Annotated in this window: 14 protein-coding genes and 1 pseudogene; 9 read left to right on the top strand and 6 right to left on the bottom strand. The window is 66.5% G+C overall.

Annotation, left to right across the window (positions count from 1 at the left end):
* The first annotated feature begins 8 nt into the window (after positions 1-8).
* The 6 genes from cyoB to LRS09_RS12490 are packed head-to-tail and all read left to right on the top strand — an operon-like array spanning position 9 to position 5653.
* Positions 9-2012: a cytochrome o ubiquinol oxidase subunit I gene (cyoB, locus tag LRS09_RS12465; protein ID WP_257806982.1), complete on the top strand. Its 2004-nt coding sequence runs from the start codon at positions 9-11 to the stop codon at positions 2010-2012.
* 4 nt (positions 2013-2016) lie between these two features.
* A complete protein-coding gene (gene cyoC, locus LRS09_RS12470) occupies positions 2017-2649 on the top strand; it encodes a cytochrome o ubiquinol oxidase subunit III (protein ID WP_257806984.1) in 633 nt (210 codons plus the stop codon).
* Entirely contained in the window at positions 2646-3032 is a 387-nt protein-coding gene (gene cyoD, locus LRS09_RS12475; RefSeq protein ID WP_257806986.1) for a cytochrome o ubiquinol oxidase subunit IV, read from the top strand. Before cyoC ends, cyoD begins: the two co-directional genes overlap by 4 nt.
* Positions 3029-3805 (top strand): SURF1 family protein, encoded by a 777-nt coding sequence (locus tag LRS09_RS12480; RefSeq protein ID WP_257806989.1) that lies wholly within the window; start codon positions 3029-3031, stop codon positions 3803-3805. The genes cyoD and LRS09_RS12480 overlap by 4 nt, the downstream gene beginning before the upstream one ends.
* A 44-nt stretch (positions 3806-3849) precedes the next feature.
* Positions 3850-5127 (top strand): ATP-binding protein, encoded by a 1278-nt coding sequence (locus LRS09_RS12485; protein WP_257806991.1) that lies wholly within the window; start codon positions 3850-3852, stop codon positions 5125-5127.
* Complete coding sequence (locus LRS09_RS12490) at positions 5120-5653, top strand: response regulator transcription factor (protein ID WP_257806993.1); 534 nt, start codon at positions 5120-5122, stop codon at positions 5651-5653. The genes LRS09_RS12485 and LRS09_RS12490 overlap by 8 nt, the downstream gene beginning before the upstream one ends.
* 55 nt (positions 5654-5708) lie before the next feature.
* Here the strand turns inward: LRS09_RS12490 and LRS09_RS12495 are convergent, their stop codons facing one another.
* Positions 5709-6452: an SDR family NAD(P)-dependent oxidoreductase gene (locus tag LRS09_RS12495; RefSeq protein ID WP_257806994.1), complete on the bottom strand. Its 744-nt coding sequence runs from the start codon at positions 6450-6452 to the stop codon at positions 5709-5711.
* 84 nt (positions 6453-6536) lie between these two features.
* Between LRS09_RS12495 and LRS09_RS12500 the strand changes: the two genes are divergently transcribed.
* Complete coding sequence (locus LRS09_RS12500; protein ID WP_257806997.1) at positions 6537-7091, top strand: TetR/AcrR family transcriptional regulator; 555 nt, start codon at positions 6537-6539, stop codon at positions 7089-7091.
* Between the two features lie 151 nt (positions 7092-7242).
* On the opposite strand, the gene LRS09_RS12505 is transcribed toward LRS09_RS12500, so the two are convergent.
* The 5 genes from LRS09_RS12505 to LRS09_RS12525 all read right to left on the bottom strand — a co-directional run bounded on the left by LRS09_RS12505 (position 7243) and on the right by LRS09_RS12525 (position 12556).
* A complete protein-coding gene (locus LRS09_RS12505; protein WP_257807000.1) occupies positions 7243-8499 on the bottom strand; it encodes a D-amino acid dehydrogenase in 1257 nt (418 codons plus the stop codon).
* A gap of 192 nt (positions 8500-8691) precedes the next feature.
* The gene (locus LRS09_RS12510) at positions 8692-10044 is read right to left on the bottom strand and encodes a ferric reductase-like transmembrane domain-containing protein (protein ID WP_257807002.1); all 1353 of its coding nucleotides are present in this window, start codon (positions 10042-10044) and stop codon (positions 8692-8694) included.
* 110 nt (positions 10045-10154) lie between these two features.
* Complete coding sequence (gene gshB, locus LRS09_RS12515) at positions 10155-11096, bottom strand: glutathione synthase (protein WP_257807004.1); 942 nt, start codon at positions 11094-11096, stop codon at positions 10155-10157.
* A gap of 102 nt (positions 11097-11198) precedes the next feature.
* Positions 11199-11573, bottom strand: a complete 375-nt coding sequence (locus tag LRS09_RS12520; protein ID WP_257807006.1) for a GtrA family protein — start codon at positions 11571-11573, stop codon at positions 11199-11201.
* The gene (locus LRS09_RS12525) at positions 11570-12556 is read right to left on the bottom strand and encodes a glycosyltransferase (protein WP_257807008.1); all 987 of its coding nucleotides are present in this window, start codon (positions 12554-12556) and stop codon (positions 11570-11572) included. The genes LRS09_RS12520 and LRS09_RS12525 overlap by 4 nt, the downstream gene beginning before the upstream one ends.
* Positions 12557-12648: 92 nt before the next feature.
* Here LRS09_RS12525 and LRS09_RS12530 point away from each other — a divergent pair, with 92 nt between their 5' ends.
* Entirely contained in the window at positions 12649-14445 is a 1797-nt protein-coding gene (locus LRS09_RS12530; RefSeq protein ID WP_257807010.1) for a GtrA family protein, read from the top strand.
* An 89-nt stretch (positions 14446-14534) separates the two neighbouring features.
* A pseudogene (locus LRS09_RS12535) lies at positions 14535-15871 on the top strand (putative bifunctional diguanylate cyclase/phosphodiesterase).
* The last annotated feature ends 47 nt before the right edge of the window (positions 15872-15918 follow it).

The raw sequence follows: 15918 nt of genomic DNA on the forward strand, positions 1-15918 counted from the left end.
AGTTTGCCATGTTCGACAATCCGGACCTCATCAAGCTGATCTTCGGACGGCTTACCTGGGAAGCGCTGCCGCTGCACGAGCCGATCCTCGTCGGCACGTTCGCGGTGGTCGCGCTCGGCGGCATCGCGCTGCTGGGAGCCATCACCTATTTCCGCCTGTGGGGCTATCTGTGGCGCGAGTGGTTCACCACCGTCGACCACAAGCGCATCGGCATCATGTACATGATCCTCGGCATTGTGATGCTACTGCGCGGCTTCGCCGACGCGATCATGATGCGCATCCAGCAGGCGATCGCCTTCAACGGCTCCGAGGGCTACCTCAACGCCCATCACTACGACCAGATCTTCACCGCCCACGGCGTCATCATGATCTTCTTCGTGGCGATGCCGCTGGTCACCGGCCTGATGAACTACGTCGTACCGCTGCAGATCGGCGCGCGCGACGTCTCCTTCCCGTTCCTCAACAATTTCAGCTTCTGGATGACCGCGGGCGGGGCCGTGATTCTGATGATGTCGCTGTTCGTCGGCGAGTTCGCGCGCACCGGCTGGCTCGCCTATCCGCCGCTCTCCGGCGCCGAATACAGTCCCGGCGTCGGTATGGACTATTACATCTGGTCGCTGCAGGTCGCGGGTGTCGGCACCACGCTCTCGGGCATCAACCTCATCGCGACGATCGTCAAGATGCGCGCCCCGGGCATGACGATGATGAAGATGCCGGTGTTCACCTGGACGTCGCTCTGCACCAACGTGCTGATCGTCGCCACTTTCCCGATCCTCACCGCGACCCTGGTACTGCTGACGCTCGACCGCTACGTCGGCACCAACTTCTTCACCAGCGACCTCGGCGGCAATCCGATGATGTATGTCAACCTCATCTGGATCTGGGGCCATCCGGAGGTCTACATCCTTGTGCTTCCTGCATTCGGCATCTTCTCCGAGATCGCCGCGACCTTCTCGGGCAAGCGCCTGTTCGGCTACACCTCGATGGTCTACGCCACGGTGTGCATCACAATCCTGTCCTACCTCGTCTGGCTGCACCACTTCTTCACCATGGGCTCCGGCGCCAGCGTGAACTCGTTCTTCGGCATCACGACGATGATCATCTCGATCCCGACCGGGGCGAAGATCTTCAACTGGCTGTTCACGATGTATCGCGGCCGCATCCGCTTCGAGCTGCCGATGATGTGGACCATCGCCTTCATGCTGGTCTTCGTCCTCGGCGGCATGACCGGCGTGCTGCTCGCCGTGCCGCCGGCAGACTTCGTGCTGCACAACTCGCTGTTCCTCGTCGCCCACTTCCACAACACGATCATCGGCGGCGTGGTCTACGGCCTGTTCGCCGGCATGGCCTACTGGTTCCCCAAGGCCTTCGGCTTCAGGCTCGACCCGTTCTGGGGCAAGGTGTCGTTCTGGGGCTGGGTGCTCGGCTTCTTCTTCGCCTTCATGCCGCTCTACGTGCTCGGCCTGATGGGCGTGACGCGCCGTCTGCGCACTTTCGACGATCCCTCGCTGCAGATATGGTTCATCATCGCCGGCTTCGGCGCCTTCCTGATCCTCGTCGGCATCGTCGCCTTCCTGATCCAGATCGCCGTCAGCATCATGCGCCGCGACCAGTTGCGCGACACCACTGGCGACCCGTGGGATGGCCGCACGCTCGAATGGGCGACGTCGTCGCCGCCGCCGGCCTACAACTTCGCGTTCACCCCCGTCGTGCACGACAACGACGCCTGGTGGGACATGAAGAAGCGCGGCTACAGGCGCCCGCTCGAAGGCTTCAAGCCGATCCACATGCCCTCCAACACCGGCACGGGCGTCATCATCGCCGGGCTCAGCGTCGTCATGTCCGTCGCGCTGATCTGGTACATCTGGTGGCTGGCGATCCTCGCCTTCGTCGCGATGATCGCCGTCGCCATCGCCCACACCTTCAACTATCACCGCGACTTCCACATCCCCGCCGAGGAAGTGACGCAGACCGAGGACGCGCGCACCAAGCTGCTCGCGGTCGGTGGATGACACGATGACGATCGCAGCTGAACACACCGCGGGCAAACAGGAGCCCGTCTTCTACCTCAGGGACGAGCACGGGCATGCCGAGGGCGGCAGCACCATGCTCGGCTTCTGGATCTACCTGATGAGCGACTGCCTCATGTTCGCGGTTCTGTTCGCGATTTATGGGGTGCTGGGCGCCAGCTATGCCGCCGGGCCCGCGCCGAAGGACCTCTTCGACCTCGATCTCGTGGCGCTGAACACCGCCATGCTGCTGTTCTCGTCGATCACCTACGGCTTCGCCATGCTGGCCATGGTCAAGGGCAATGTGCGCGCGACGCTCGCCTGGCTCGCCGTCACCGGTCTGTTCGGCCTCGCCTTCCTCGGCATCGAGCTCTACGAATTCCAGCACCTGATCCATATCGGCGCGACGCCGCAGCGCAGCGCCTTCCTGTCGTCCTTCTTCGTGCTGGTCGGCACGCACGGCCTGCACGTCACCTTCGGCATCGTCTGGCTGGTGACGCTGATGGCGCAGGTGTGGCGGTTCGGGCTGATCGAGGCCAACCGGCGACGGCTGATGTGCCTGTCGATGTTCTGGCACTTCCTGGACGTCATCTGGATCGGTGTCTTCACCTTCGTCTATCTGATGGGAGTGCTGAGATGAGCGCCACCAACGCGGAAACGCACGCGGCCCACGATGCGGGCCACGGCGACGACGGCCACGCGCACGGCTCGCTGCGCGGCTACCTCATCGGCTTCTTCCTGTCGGTCGTGCTCACCGCCGTCCCGTTCTGGCTGGTGATGGGCGAGGTGCTGGACAGCAAACAGCTGACCGGCTTCATCGTCATGGCGCTCGCGGTCGTGCAGATCGTCGTTCACATGGTCTACTTCCTGCACATGGACACCCGCTCCGAGCAGGGCTGGACGATGATGGCGCTGATCTTCACGCTGATTGTCGTCGTCATCGCGCTCTCCGGCTCGCTGTGGGTGATGTACCACCTCAACACCAACACCATGCCGTTCCACGACATGCAGCAGATGCCATGACGAGGCCTCCGGCCAGCGTCCTCCTCATCACGGTCGCCGCGCTCGTCAGCGCGGCGTTGCAGTGTGCGCTTGGCATCTGGCAGGTGCAGCGGCTTCAGTGGAAACTCGACCTCATCGCGCGCGTCGACGCGCGGGTCTCGGCCGCACCCGTCGCGCCCCCCGGCCCCGCGGCATGGGGCGGCGTCGATGCAGCCTCGGCCGAATATCTGAAAGTCCGCGCGACCGGCCGTTTCCTCGATGAGAGGGAAACGCTCGTCCAGGCTGTGACGGACCTCGGCAGCGGCTACTGGGTGCTGATCCCGTTCGTCACGGACCAGGGCTTCACCGTCCTCGTCAACCGCGGCTTCGTTCCCCCGGACTTCCGCAATCCCATCACACGATCTGAGAACAAAGCCGGCGGCGAAACCGCCGTGACCGGCCTCCTGAGGCTGAGCGAGCCGGGCGGCGGGTTCCTGCGCGACAACGATCCCGTCGCCGGCCGCTGGTATTCCCGCGACGTGGCGGCGATCGCCGCGGCACAACGTCTCGATCGCGCCGCGCCCTATTTCATCGACGCCGATGCGACCCCAAATCCGGGCGCCTGGCCGGTGGGTGGGCTGACGCGGATCAGCTTCAGCAACAACCATCTGGTCTATGCGATCACTTGGTTCGGGCTGGCGCTGATGGCGCTCGGCGGCGGCTGGTTCGTCCTCTTCGATTGGAGAAGGCGCGGAGCCGAAAAGTCGCTAGAACCGCCGGGAGGAATGTTGTCCGAACCCGGAACCGCGCCCTGACAGGCCGGCGGGCGCGGGCGTCGACTGGGTGGAGGAGCCCACGGATGCCGATGCTGGAAATGACCAACCGCAAGAATCTCCTCCTGCTCGTGCAGCTCCGCTGGCTCGCGGTGATCGGCCAGATCGTGACGATCCTCGTCGTCCACTGGGGCATGGGCATCGCCCTGCCGCTGGTTCCGATGGCGGCGATCGTGCTGCTTCTGATCATCCTCAACGTCACGACGCTGCTGCGGCTGCGCGACCAGCGCGGCATCGCACATGCGGAACTGTTCATCGAGCTGCTGCTCGACGTCGCGGCGCTGACGGCGCAGCTCTATCTCAGCGGCGGCGCGGCCAACCCGTTCGTGCTCCTCTATGTGCTGCAGATCATGCTGGGCGCCACGCTTCTCGACACGCGCTCCACCTGGGTCCTCGTCGCGTTCGCCGGCGTCGGCTACCTCGCGCTGATGGCGTTCAACCGGCCGCTCGCCGTCCCCGACGGCGACGCGGATGCATTCTTCGCGCTGCATGTGCAGGGAAGCTTCATCGCCTTCGCGCTGACGACCTGCCTGCTCGTCCTGTTCATCACCCGCATCAACCGCAATCTGCGCGAGCGCGACGCCCATCTCGCCGACATGCATCGGCAGGCGGCCGAGGAGGACCACATCGTGCGCATCGGCCTTCTCGCCTCGGGGGCCGCGCACGAGCTCGGCACCCCGCTCGCCACGCTATCGGTGATCCTCGGCGACTGGCGGCGCATGCCGGTCTTCCGCAAGGATCCCGAGCTCACCCAGGACATCGTCGAGATGCAGGCGCAGCTCGACCGCTGCAAGCAGATCGTGTCGGGCATCCTGATCTCCTCCGGCGAGGCCAGGGGCGAAGGCACGATCCGGACGACGGTGCGTGACTTCGTCGACGCGGTGGTGCTAGAATGGCGTGCCAGCCGGACGCCAGCGACGTTTGACTACGACAACGTCTTCGCGCCGGACGCAGCAATCATCTCCGATGCGGCGCTGAAGCAGGTGTTGTTCAATCTGTTCGACAACGCCCTGGAAGCCTCGCCTTCGTGGATGGGTCTGTCCGTCAGCCGACAGGAGGACAAACTGGTGATCGCCGTGAAGGATGCCGGGCCCGGGTTCCGGCCCGAAATGCTCGAATCGTTCGGCAAGCCCTATCAGTCCAGCAAGAACCGGCCCGGAAGCGGCCTCGGCCTGTTCCTGGTGGTCAATGCCGTGCGCAAGCTCGGCGGCATGGTTTCGGCGCGCAACAACGACGGCAGGGGTGCTGCGGTCACCTTGACCCTGCCGCTCGCCGCCCTGTCCGGTGCGGGGTTCGATGGCTAGCGCCCGCTCGCTCCTGATCGTCGAGGACGACGCCGCCTTCGCGCGCGCCCTGCGGCGCTCGTTCCAGCGGCGCGGCTATGCGGTGGAGGTCTGCGAAGGGCTGGAGGCTCTTCCCGACGCGCTCGCCGAGACGGCGCACCGTTATGCGGTCGTGGACCTGAAGCTCGGCGTCGGCTCGGGGCTCAAGGCCGTGAAGATGCTGCACGACCACGATCCGGAGATGCGCATCGTTGTCCTCACCGGCTTCGCCAGCATCGTCACGGCCGTCGAGGCGATCAAGCTCGGCGCCAGCCACTATCTCGCCAAGCCCGCCAACACCGACGACATCGAGGCCGCCTTCGGCAGGGCGGACGGCGATACAGAGGTTCCGCTGACCAAGCGCCAGACCTCGCTCAAGACGCTCGAATGGGAGCGCATTCACGAGACGCTGGTGGAGTCCGAGTTCAACATCTCGGAGGCCGCGCGCCGCCTCGGCATGCATCGCCGCACGCTCGCCCGCAAGCTGGAGAAGCGCCGGGTCACGTAGCTTCCTTCCGGCGCCAACCCGTCCAGCGCGCGTCCGGTCTGACATCTCAGACGGGTCACACTGCGACAAAACCCCCGTCGACCATCAGCTCCGCTCCACCCACAAAGCTGCCCTCGTCCGATGCTAGAAACAGGACCGCTTTCGCGACTTCATCGGTTTCGGCGAGCCTGCCGAACGGGATGGCGGCCTTCATCCATTCCTCGGCACCATCGTTGTTCTGCAGATAGGTCTTCAATGCCGGGGTCAGAACCATCCCCGGCGAAACCACATTCACCCGAATGCCTCTGCTCTTCAGGTCGACTGTCCAGGTTCGCGCGAAGGATCGGATAGCGGCCTTCGTGGCGCTGTAGACGGAGAGGCCGGGAAAGCCCTTGCTCCCTGCGCCCGAGCCCATCAGCACGACAGAGCCGCCGGCAGACATGAGCGGCAGTGCCTTCTGCACCGTGTAAACCGTTCCCTTGACGTTGATGTCGAACACGCGGTCGATATGATCGTTTTCGATGCCGCCGATCGGTGCCGACTCGGACACACCGGCATTGGCAAAGACCACGTCCACGCGACCGTGATCACCTTTGATCCGCGCATATAGGCGGTCGAGATCGTCCATTTTGCTGACATCGCCCGGGATGCCGACAGCGTCATTGCCGATCTCGGCGACCGCATTCTCGAGGCGCGCCTGGTTGCGGCCCGTGATGTAGACTCTGGCTCCTTCGGCTGTGAATGCCTTGGCGGTTGCGAGACCGATGCCATCCGTCCCGCCCGTGATCACCACCACCTTATCGTCGAATCGCTTCGTCATGCTTCCTCAGTTCCTTAAATGGAGAATTGCTCCACTTTCTATATGGAGCTATTCTCCACTTCTCAAGTCCTTGCGGGGAGAACTTTGAAAGACGACGTCTCATTGCGCGCCGATGCCCGCCGAAACCGGGACCGCATCCTCGCGGCAGCGGAGGACGTGTTTCTCGAACGGGGAGCGAACGTCGTTCTGGACGCGGTGGCAAAGCGTGCCGGGGTTGGCGTTGCGACGCTCTATCGGCGGTTTCCGACCCGCGAGGATCTTCTCGCGGCGACCTACAGCGCCCGGTTCCTGGCACTCGCGGAGACCAGCCGGCGTCGGGCTGCCGAACTCGATCCCTTAGCTGCCCTGCGTGTGTATCTGGAAGAACTGGTGCAACACACCAATGTCTATCGCGGCCTCGCGGCCTCGCTGGGAACGGTTCTCCAGGTCGGGACGCCCGGATGTGTCGCCACCAGCGAAGAAGGTCTGCGCCTCTTGCGATTTGCGCAGAAGGCAGGCGTGGTTCGGTCCGATATCAGCTTCGACGATATCGTCTGCGTGGCAACAGCGATCTCGCTCGCGACCGAGCAGCAAACCGCATCGAAGGTCCGCATCGCGCATTTGGTGAACGTGTTCGTGAACGGCATTGTCGTTCGTTGAAGTTCGCGAACCAATGCGCGGTCCGGGCCCAACCCCGAACAGTCAACGATCTTGCTCTCGATGTGTCGGGCAAACCGGCGGCAGCCGGTCTTCCCGCGACCTCGTTTCGGAACGGATACGCGCCCGTGGCTATGCCAGCGCAACGCCCGGCTCAACCTTGATACCGTCCGATGCCGAGCTCGGAGACGTCGATGTCGGGTGCCTTGCCCGACACGATGTCGGCGAGCACGCGGCCGGAGCCGCAGGCCATCGTCCAGCCCAGCGTGCCGTGCCCGGTGTTGAGGTAGAGGCCGGCGATCTTCGTCGGCCCGATGATCGGCGGACCGTCCGGCGTCATCGGCCTCAGCCCGCACCAGAACGTCGACTGCTCGACCGAGCCGCCCGCGCCGAACAGGCTGGTGAACGAGTGCTCCAGCGGTGCGCGCCGCGAGGGCCTGAGCGACAGGTCGTATCCGGCGATCTCGGCCGTGCCGCCGACACGGATGCGGTCGCCGAGGCGCGTGATCGCCACCTTGTAGGTCTCGTCCATGACGGTCGACATCGGCGCCGCCGCCGCGTCGGTCACCGGCAGCGTCAGCGAGTAGCCCTTGACGGGATAGACCGGCACCCGGATGCCGAGGGGCCGCAGCAGGTGCGGCGAGTAGCTGCCGAACGCAACGACGACCGCATCGGCCTCGAACGTCCCCTTGTCCGTGCTCACGCCCGTCGTACGCCGGCCGTCATGCAGGACCTGCTTCACGCTGACACCGTAGCGGAAGTCGACGCCCGCCTTGGCGGCAAGCGCGCCGAGCGCATTGGTGAACATGTGGCAGTCGCCCGTCTCGTCGCCGGGCAGCCTGAGCCCGCCGACGAACGTCTCCGCCACGCGCGCGAGCGCCGGCTCCGCCGCGATGCAGCCGGCGCGGTCCAGTACCTCGAAGGGAACGTCGAAGCGCTTCAGCACCTCGATGTCGCCGCCGATCCCGTCGAGCTGATATTGCGTGCGGAACAGCTGCAGCGTGCCGAGGCTGCGCTCGTCATAGGCGATGCCGGTTTCCGCTCTCATCTCGCGCAGGCGGTCGCGGCTGTACTCGGCGATCGGCACCATCCGCGCCTTGTTCACCGCATAGCGTGCCGACGTGCAGTTGCGCAGCATCTGGACGAGCCAGGCCCACATGGCGGGGTCGAGGCCCGGCCTGACCGCCAGGGGACCGTATTTCATCAGCAGCCATTTGACCGCCTTGACCGGCACGCCCGGCCCGGCCCACGGCGACGAATAGCCCGGTGAGATCTCGCCGGCATTGGCGAAGCTCGTCTCGAGGGCAGGCCCCGCCTGCCTTTCGAGCACGGTCACCTCATGACCGGCCTTCGCGAGATACCACGCGGACGTGACACCGATGACGCCGCCGCCGAGGACGAGAATCTTCAATCGTGTTCCCCTTTCGTGAACGACAACGCCGCCTCACCCAGCAATGCGCACCGCGTCCCGCGGCGTCGAAGACGTCGGCGCGCAAGGCCGTCGCAACGCATGAGTCTCTCGCGATTGTTCAGCCCCTGGCGCGATCGATATACAATTCCCGCGGCCTTGTCGTCTGCGGACGATTGAGCCAACGGGCGCCGTCTAGCGCATTGCGAACAATTCCTGGTGGAAGTGCTGCGCGACGGGGAATCCCTGGGCGGCAAAGTCCTTCCGCAGGGCCTCGCCGAAGCCGGGCGGGCCGCAGAACCAGATGCTGGCCTCGCGCCACTGCGGCACCGCCGCGCGGATGCGCTCGCCGGTCAGGCGGCCGTCCCGTGCGTCGACCAGCACGTGCAGCGCGACATTGGCGTTCTTGGCGTCTGCCGCCAGTTTGGCGAGCGCCTCCTCGTCGACGTCGGCGGTGGTGTGGAAGACATCCACCGCCTGGGGCACCGGCCAATCGGGCGCGTCTTTCTGCAGCGCCATATGCTTCATGCGGGCGATGAACGGCGTGACGCCGATGCCGCCGCCGATCCAGATCTGCCGCGCGCAGTCGTCGTCGAAGGTGAAGCAGCCATAGGGCCCCTCGACCTTCACGTCCTGGCCGACGCGCAGCCTGTCGCGCAGCCGGCTGGTATGGTCGCCGAGTTCCTTGGTGATGAACGTGATCTTCCGCTCGTCATCCTTCCAGGCCGAGGCGATCGTGTAGGGATGCGCGCCTTCCGAGGCGTCCGACGTGGCGAAGGCGAACTGCCCCGCCTTGTGGCCCGGCCAGCCTTGCGGAACCGCGATCTCGGTCTCCAGCGCCTTCACCCCGGGATAGTAGTGCAGCGAGGCGATCGTGCCGGCGGCCTGCCGGCCGGCACCGACCTGGCGCAGCAGCACCACGCCGGCCGCAAACACGCCGGTGACAAGCAGCGCCGCCGTCAACCAGGCCACGGGCGAACTCCAATAGCTGAACTTGATCAGCACCACCGTATGGAAGGCCAGCACCAGATAGGCGAGCGCGATCAGCCGGTGCGTCTTGAAGAACAGCCGGTAAGGGAACGCCTTGATCAGCGCCAGCGCGATCAGCACCACGGCGGCGTAAAACGCCCACTCGCCGATGCCTTCCGCCGTTCCGCGCAGGCTGGCGAAGAACGCCTCGACCGGATTCTCGATCGGCGGCCGTTCGCCGCGCGCCGGCCGTTCGAGCAGCCCCCAGCCGACTGCCCATTTCGGTCCCTGCGACCAGAGCCAGTGGACCACCGACAGGACGAGCGCCCCGATGCCCAGCCATTTGTGCAGGCGGTACATCTTGTCCAGCCCGCCGAACCAGGCTTCGGGCCATCGTGGCCGCAGCGCCAGGATCATCGCCGCGCTCATGCAGGTAATGGCGAGGATGCCGGTGATCTGCGCCATCGGGTCGCGCAGGGAAAAGAAGCTCGATGCCTGGAAGACCGAAGTGTCCGCGAGCAGCCACAAAAGCAAAGGCACCGCAAGCGTGGCCCAGAACACGTGGTTCAGTCTTTGCATCGGTCATTCCTCGCGGGCATCGTCGGACAAGAGCCGTCCGACGAACACCTAGCTCCCGCGAAAGGGGCACGCGTTGACCAGGATCAACGCGGCATCGGTCGTTGCAGGCCTCAGCTCCGCTTCGCCTCGACCGCGTCCCAGAACAGCGCCGCGATATCCGCGCCGCCGAAGCGCTTCACCTCGCGCACGCCGGTCGGCGAGGTCACGTTGATCTCGGTCATGTAGTCGCCGATCACGTCGATGCCGACGAGGATGAAGCCGCGTTCTTTCAGCGAGGGCCCGATGCGCTCGCAGATCTCGCGCTCGCGTGGCGTCAGTTCGGTCGCTTCCGCGCGGCCGCCGACATGCATGTTGGAGCGGCTGTCGTGCTCGGCCGGCACGCGGTTGATCGCGCCCACCGCCTCGCCGTCGATCAGGATGATGCGCTTGTCGCCCTTGCGCACGTCCTTCAGATATTGCTGCACGATGAACGGCTCGCGGAACATCTGGCCGAACATTTCAAGCAGCGAGGCAAGGTTCCGGTCGTCCTCGCGCATGTGGAAGATGCCCGCGCCGCCATTGCCGTAGAGCGGCTTGACGATGATGTCGCCATGCGCCCTGCGGAAGGCGGCGACCTCCAGCGGATCGCGGGTGATCAGCGTCGCCGGCATCAGGTCGGGGAACTCGGTGACGAAGATCTTCTCCGGCGAATTGCGCACCCAGGCGGGGTCGTTCACCACCAGCGTCTTCGGATGGATGCGCTCAAGCATATGCGTGGTGGTGATGTAGTTCATGTCGAAGGGCGGGTCCTGGCGCAGAAGCACCACGTCCATCTCCGAGATATCCGTGCGCACCGGCTCGCCGAGCGTGAAATGGTCGCCTTTGACGTCGCGCACCTCCATCTCCTCGACGCGGGCGAAGATGCGGCCGTCCTCCTGGGTCAGCCGGTCGGGCGTATAATGATAGAGGCTGTGGCCGCGCCGCTGTGCCTCCAGAGACAGCGCGAACGTCGTATCGCCCGCGATGTTGACGGTGCGGATATGGTCCATCTGGACGGCGACGCGGAGCTTCATCGAATACCCTCTGGAAACGGGAAGCTGGATGTAGCCCGTCCCGCTGTCACGGTCCAGCGGGGCCGTATCGCGTTTTCCTGAACGGCCGTTTCGTGCCGCTGATCAGCGGTCGAACACCAGCCTCGAATAGCCCGCGAAGGAGAAGGCCAGCGCGACGACCGAGGCGACCACGAGCGCGACGATGACCGGCACGTCGGGCACCGCCCAGAGAAGCGCGGAATAGGCGAGGTAGTTGATCGCCGAGGTAGCGATGCCCACGCCGCCATAACGTGCCCCCTCTACTGCGACATGGCGCGACGAGGGGCCGAAGGTGATCAGCCGGTTGAGCAGCCAGGTGACGGTGAGAGCGAAGGCGATCGACACGAGGCGGGCCGAATAGACACCCAGCGGCGTCCACATCAAGAGAGCGCCGAGCATGCCCGCATCGGCGACGAAGCCGATCACGCCGATAACGAGGAAGCGCCCGAAGCGTTTCACGCCGCGCGCGGCTTGGTCGTGCCGGCACGCAGCTTCACGGGCTCCGAGCGCAACGGCGGATAGGAGAGATAGACCATTCGCTTCTGCTCGGCACGGCCGCGCGCCACTGAATCCAGCACCAGCCCGGCGATCGCGAACAGCATCGACATCATCAGCAGCGCCATGGAGAGCACCCAGGTCGGCATGCGCGGCACCAGGCCGGTGGCGAAATACTCGGCCAGCACCGGCGCCATCAGCACCAGGCTTATGGCGAGGCACGCGCCCGAGATCGCGCCGAAGAAGCGGATCGGCTGCGTCTCCTTCATCAGCATCGCGAACATCCACAGGATCCGCAGCCCGTCCTTATACGTCGAGAGCTTCGAGGCCGATCCCTCGGGCCGCCGCCCGTAGTCGAGCGCGATCTCGACCACCGGCAGCTTCAGCATCGAGGCGTGCACCGACATCTCCGTCTCGATCTCGAAGCCGGCCGAGACAGCCGGGAAGCTCTTGACGTAGCGGCGGGTGAACGCCCGGTAGCCGGAGAAGATGTCGGTGAAGTCGCGGCCGAACAGCCGGTGGTAGAGCGCGTTGAACAGCCGGTTGCCGAAGGCATGGCCTGTGCGGCCCGCATCGTCGCCGACGCCGCGGCGCGTGCCGACGGCCATGTCGGCATGCTCAGTCATCAGCGTGTTGATGAGCAGTGGCGCGTCCTCCGGCGCATAGGTGCCGTCGCCGTCCGCCATCACATAGACGTCCGCGTCGATGTCGGCGAACATGCGCCGCACCACATTGCCCTTGCCCTGGTGCGGCACCCGAACCACCTGCGCGCCTGCCGAGCGGGCCCGCAGCGCCGTCAGGTCGGTCGAGTTGTTGTCGAACACCACGATGCGCGCGCCGGGCAGCGCCTCGCGGAAGCCGGCGACCACGCCCGCGATCGTCGTCTCCTCGTTGTAGCAGGGCAGAAGCACCGCCACCGACAGGCTGGTCGAGAGGGGTTCGGTCATCGCTGGGCTCCGGGCGCACGCGGGACGCGGCGCTTTACTGTCTATTGACGCGGTTAAGGCTAGGTTTAGGCCGGACGCCGGGGACCTTTTTCTTGACCGAAACCGCATCGAAACCGCTATCGGGCGGCCCGGCGACGCTGCGCGTCGACCTTGCCGCCGCGCTCGCCGTCGCCCTGTTCGGCGTCCTTCTCGCCGCCTCGGACGGCTTTGCGCGGCTCTCCGACGCGCAGGGCGACAATGACAGCCTGCTGCGTCTGGTTCAGGTGCGTGACCTTCTCGCCGGCCAGGGCTGGTTCGACCCGATGCAGTACCGCATGGGGCTGGAAGGCGGCTTCCCGATGCACTGGTCGCGGCTGGTCGATGCGCCGATCGCGGCCCTCGTCCGCATCGCATCCGCGCTCACCGGCAGTGTCCCGCTCGGCGAGGCCGCCGCGCTGGTGCTCTGGCCGTCGCTTCTGCTTGGCGCGGGCGCCTTCCTCATCGCGCGCACGGCGCGGCGCGCCTACGGGCCGGCGGCGGCGTTCCCGGCCTTCGTCGTCGGCGCGATGGCGCTGGTCTCGATCGGCGTCTTCCAGGCTGGCGCGATCGACCACCACAACATCCAGCTCGTGCTGACGCTCGGCGTCGCGCTCGGCCTCGTGGCGGGCGCCTTCGCCCCGGCGGCCGCGGCGGGCGCCTGCGCCGCGCTCACGCTTGCCATCGGCATTGAGACGCTGCCCTACGTCGCCGTCGGCGGCGCGGTCGCCGCCGGGCTGTTCCTCGTCCGCGGCGGAGCCGAGCGCGGCACGGCGGCCGGCTTCGGCCTCGGCTTCGCGGTCGTCGCCGTGGCGGCCTTCATCGCCACCGTTCCGCCGTCGCGGTGGGCGCAGCCGGCCTGCGACGCCTATTCGCTGGCGCAGGGCTCGGTCGCGGTGCTTGCCGGCCTCGGCCTCGCCGCCATCGCGTCGCTGCGCCCGCTTTCCACCAGCCTTGGCCGCCGCCTGGCCGCGCTCGCGCTTCTCGGCGCCGTGGTGGGCGCGCTCGTCGTCCTTGCCTTCCCGCAATGCCTCGCCGATCCCTATGCCGGGCTCGACCTACGCCTCAAGCGCCTCTGGCTCGACGGCGTCACCGAGGCCCAGCCGGTGTTCGAGATCGCCGCAAGGGACCCGGCGATGCTTTTCACCTGGTATGCGACGCCGCTGCTGGCCCTGCTGGTCCTGGCACTGTCGGCGCTCCGCAACGGCATCCGGCGCGTCGATGCCATCGTCGGCGCGCTGCTCGTCGCGGCGGTGCTGGTCTCGGCTTGGCAGGTGCGCGGCGCGCTGTTCTCGGTCGCGCTCGCCGCCATCCCGCTGTCGGGCTGGATCGCGTCCCGGCGCGTAAGGGCGACCGGCTCGCCATCCGGCGCGGCCACGCTAGCGCTGGCGGCCGCCTGGATCCTCTCCTTCAACGCCGTCTGGAGCACGGCCGGCAGTCGCCTGTTCGCGCCATCCGCCGCGCCGGACGTGACACTCGCCGCTGCATCGGCAGGGACGTGCTACCGGTCGGAAGACTATGCATCTCTCGCCACCCTCCCGCCCACCACCGTTCTCTCCGTCTCCAATCTCGGCTCCGCCATCCTCGCCTGGACACCGCACCGGGCGCTCGCCGGCTCCTACCATCGCAACGTCGCCGGCAATCTCGCCGCGCTCGACATGCTGCTCGCCGACCCTGCCGCGGCCGAAGGGCTCGCGCGCGACGCGCAGGTGGGGGTTGTCGCCGTCTGCCCCGGGAATTCCGAGACCACCCTGCTGGCGGACGCGGCTCCGGCCGGCCTTCTCGCCGGGCTGGTCGCGGGCCGAGTGCCCGCCTGGCTGGAGCCGGCCGACGAAGGCGCCGCGCTCCGCCTCTACCGTGTCAGGGCCGACTGACCGTTTGTCTGCGGCATCATTATCGTCGATACCCTTCCTCAACTGTTTTGCGGCATAGTGAAGCTGAATCATCAGCATGCACGGACAAGATGCCCGGATCGACCGGCACACCAGACACGGGGAGGGAGCCTGCGGATCTCGTTTTCACGGATCCGCTGACAGGCCTCGGCAACCAGCGCCGTTCGTCGACAAGGTCGAGCGGCTGAAGGCGGAGCGCGCGGAAGACCCGGCTCCGTTCGCCATCGGCATCATCGATCTGGACGGCTTCAAGCCGATCAATGACCTTTTCGGCCGGCGTGCCGGCGATCACATCCTGATGCAGGTCGCCATGCGCTTGCGCGCCGCCATGGACGCGCAATCGACCGTCACCCGCCTCGGCGCCGACGAGTTCGGCGTGCTCCTGCCGATGACCTTTTCCGAACAGGCCGTCGACCAGCAGGCGCAGATGCTGATCGAGATCCTGTCCGCGCCCTATGACGTGGGCGACCGCACCGCGCGCCTGTCCGCCTCCGTCGGCTGCGCGCTCTATTTCGGCGACCAGAGCGCTGAAGACCTGATGAGCAAGGCGGAGACCGCGCTCTACCATGCCAAGCGCTCCGGCCGCGGCAGGGTCGTGGTCTACACCCATCAGATGGAAGAGGCGGCCAAGCGCGTCACCCGCATCGAGCAGGCGCTGCGCCGCGCCGTCGCCGCTGGCGAGGTGGAGCCCCATTTTCAGCCGATCGTCGACCTGCGCACACGTGAGACCATCGGCTTCGAGGCGCTCGCCCGCTGGACCGACCAGGATCTCGGCGTCGTGCCGCCCAACGTCTTCATCCCGATCGCGGAAGAGCGCGGCATCATCGGCGCGCTCTCGCAGCTCGCGCTACGCAAGGCGACGCTCGCCGCGCGCGACTGGCCGGAGCACCTGTTCCTTTCCTTCAACCTGTCGCCCTCGCAACTCGTCGACCAGAACACCGGCCTGCACATCCAGTCCATCCTCGCCGAGACGGGCTTCGACCCGCACCGGCTGGAGATCGAGATCACCGAGACCGGCATGATGACCGACCCGATCTCGGCCGAGAAGATCGTCGACGACCTGCGCGCCGTCGGAATCCGCATCTCGCTCGACGATTTCGGCACCGGCCAGTCGTCGCTCGGCCGCCTGCGCGACTTCCATTTCGACAAGCTGAAGATAGATCGCGCCTTCGTCGCCTCGATCCTGGAGGACAGGCCGTCGCAGCACATCATCCGCGCCATCCTCGCCATGTGCGACGGGCTCGGCATGGAGGTCGTGGCCGAAGGCATCGAGGAGGAGGCGCAGGCCTCCAGGCTCATCCAGTTCGGCTGCGGCGGCGGCCAGGGCTTCCTGTTCGGCAGGCCCGTCGACGCCGCCGCCACGCTAGAATACCTGCGCAACGCCAAGCCGCGCGCGCTCGCGATCTGAGCATCGTCCGGGGCCTTGCGGCGGCCGCGCCTTTTTCCGATACATTC

Source organism: Mesorhizobium sp. J428, assembly GCF_024699925.1.
Taxonomy (GTDB): domain Bacteria; phylum Pseudomonadota; class Alphaproteobacteria; order Rhizobiales; family Rhizobiaceae; genus Mesorhizobium_A.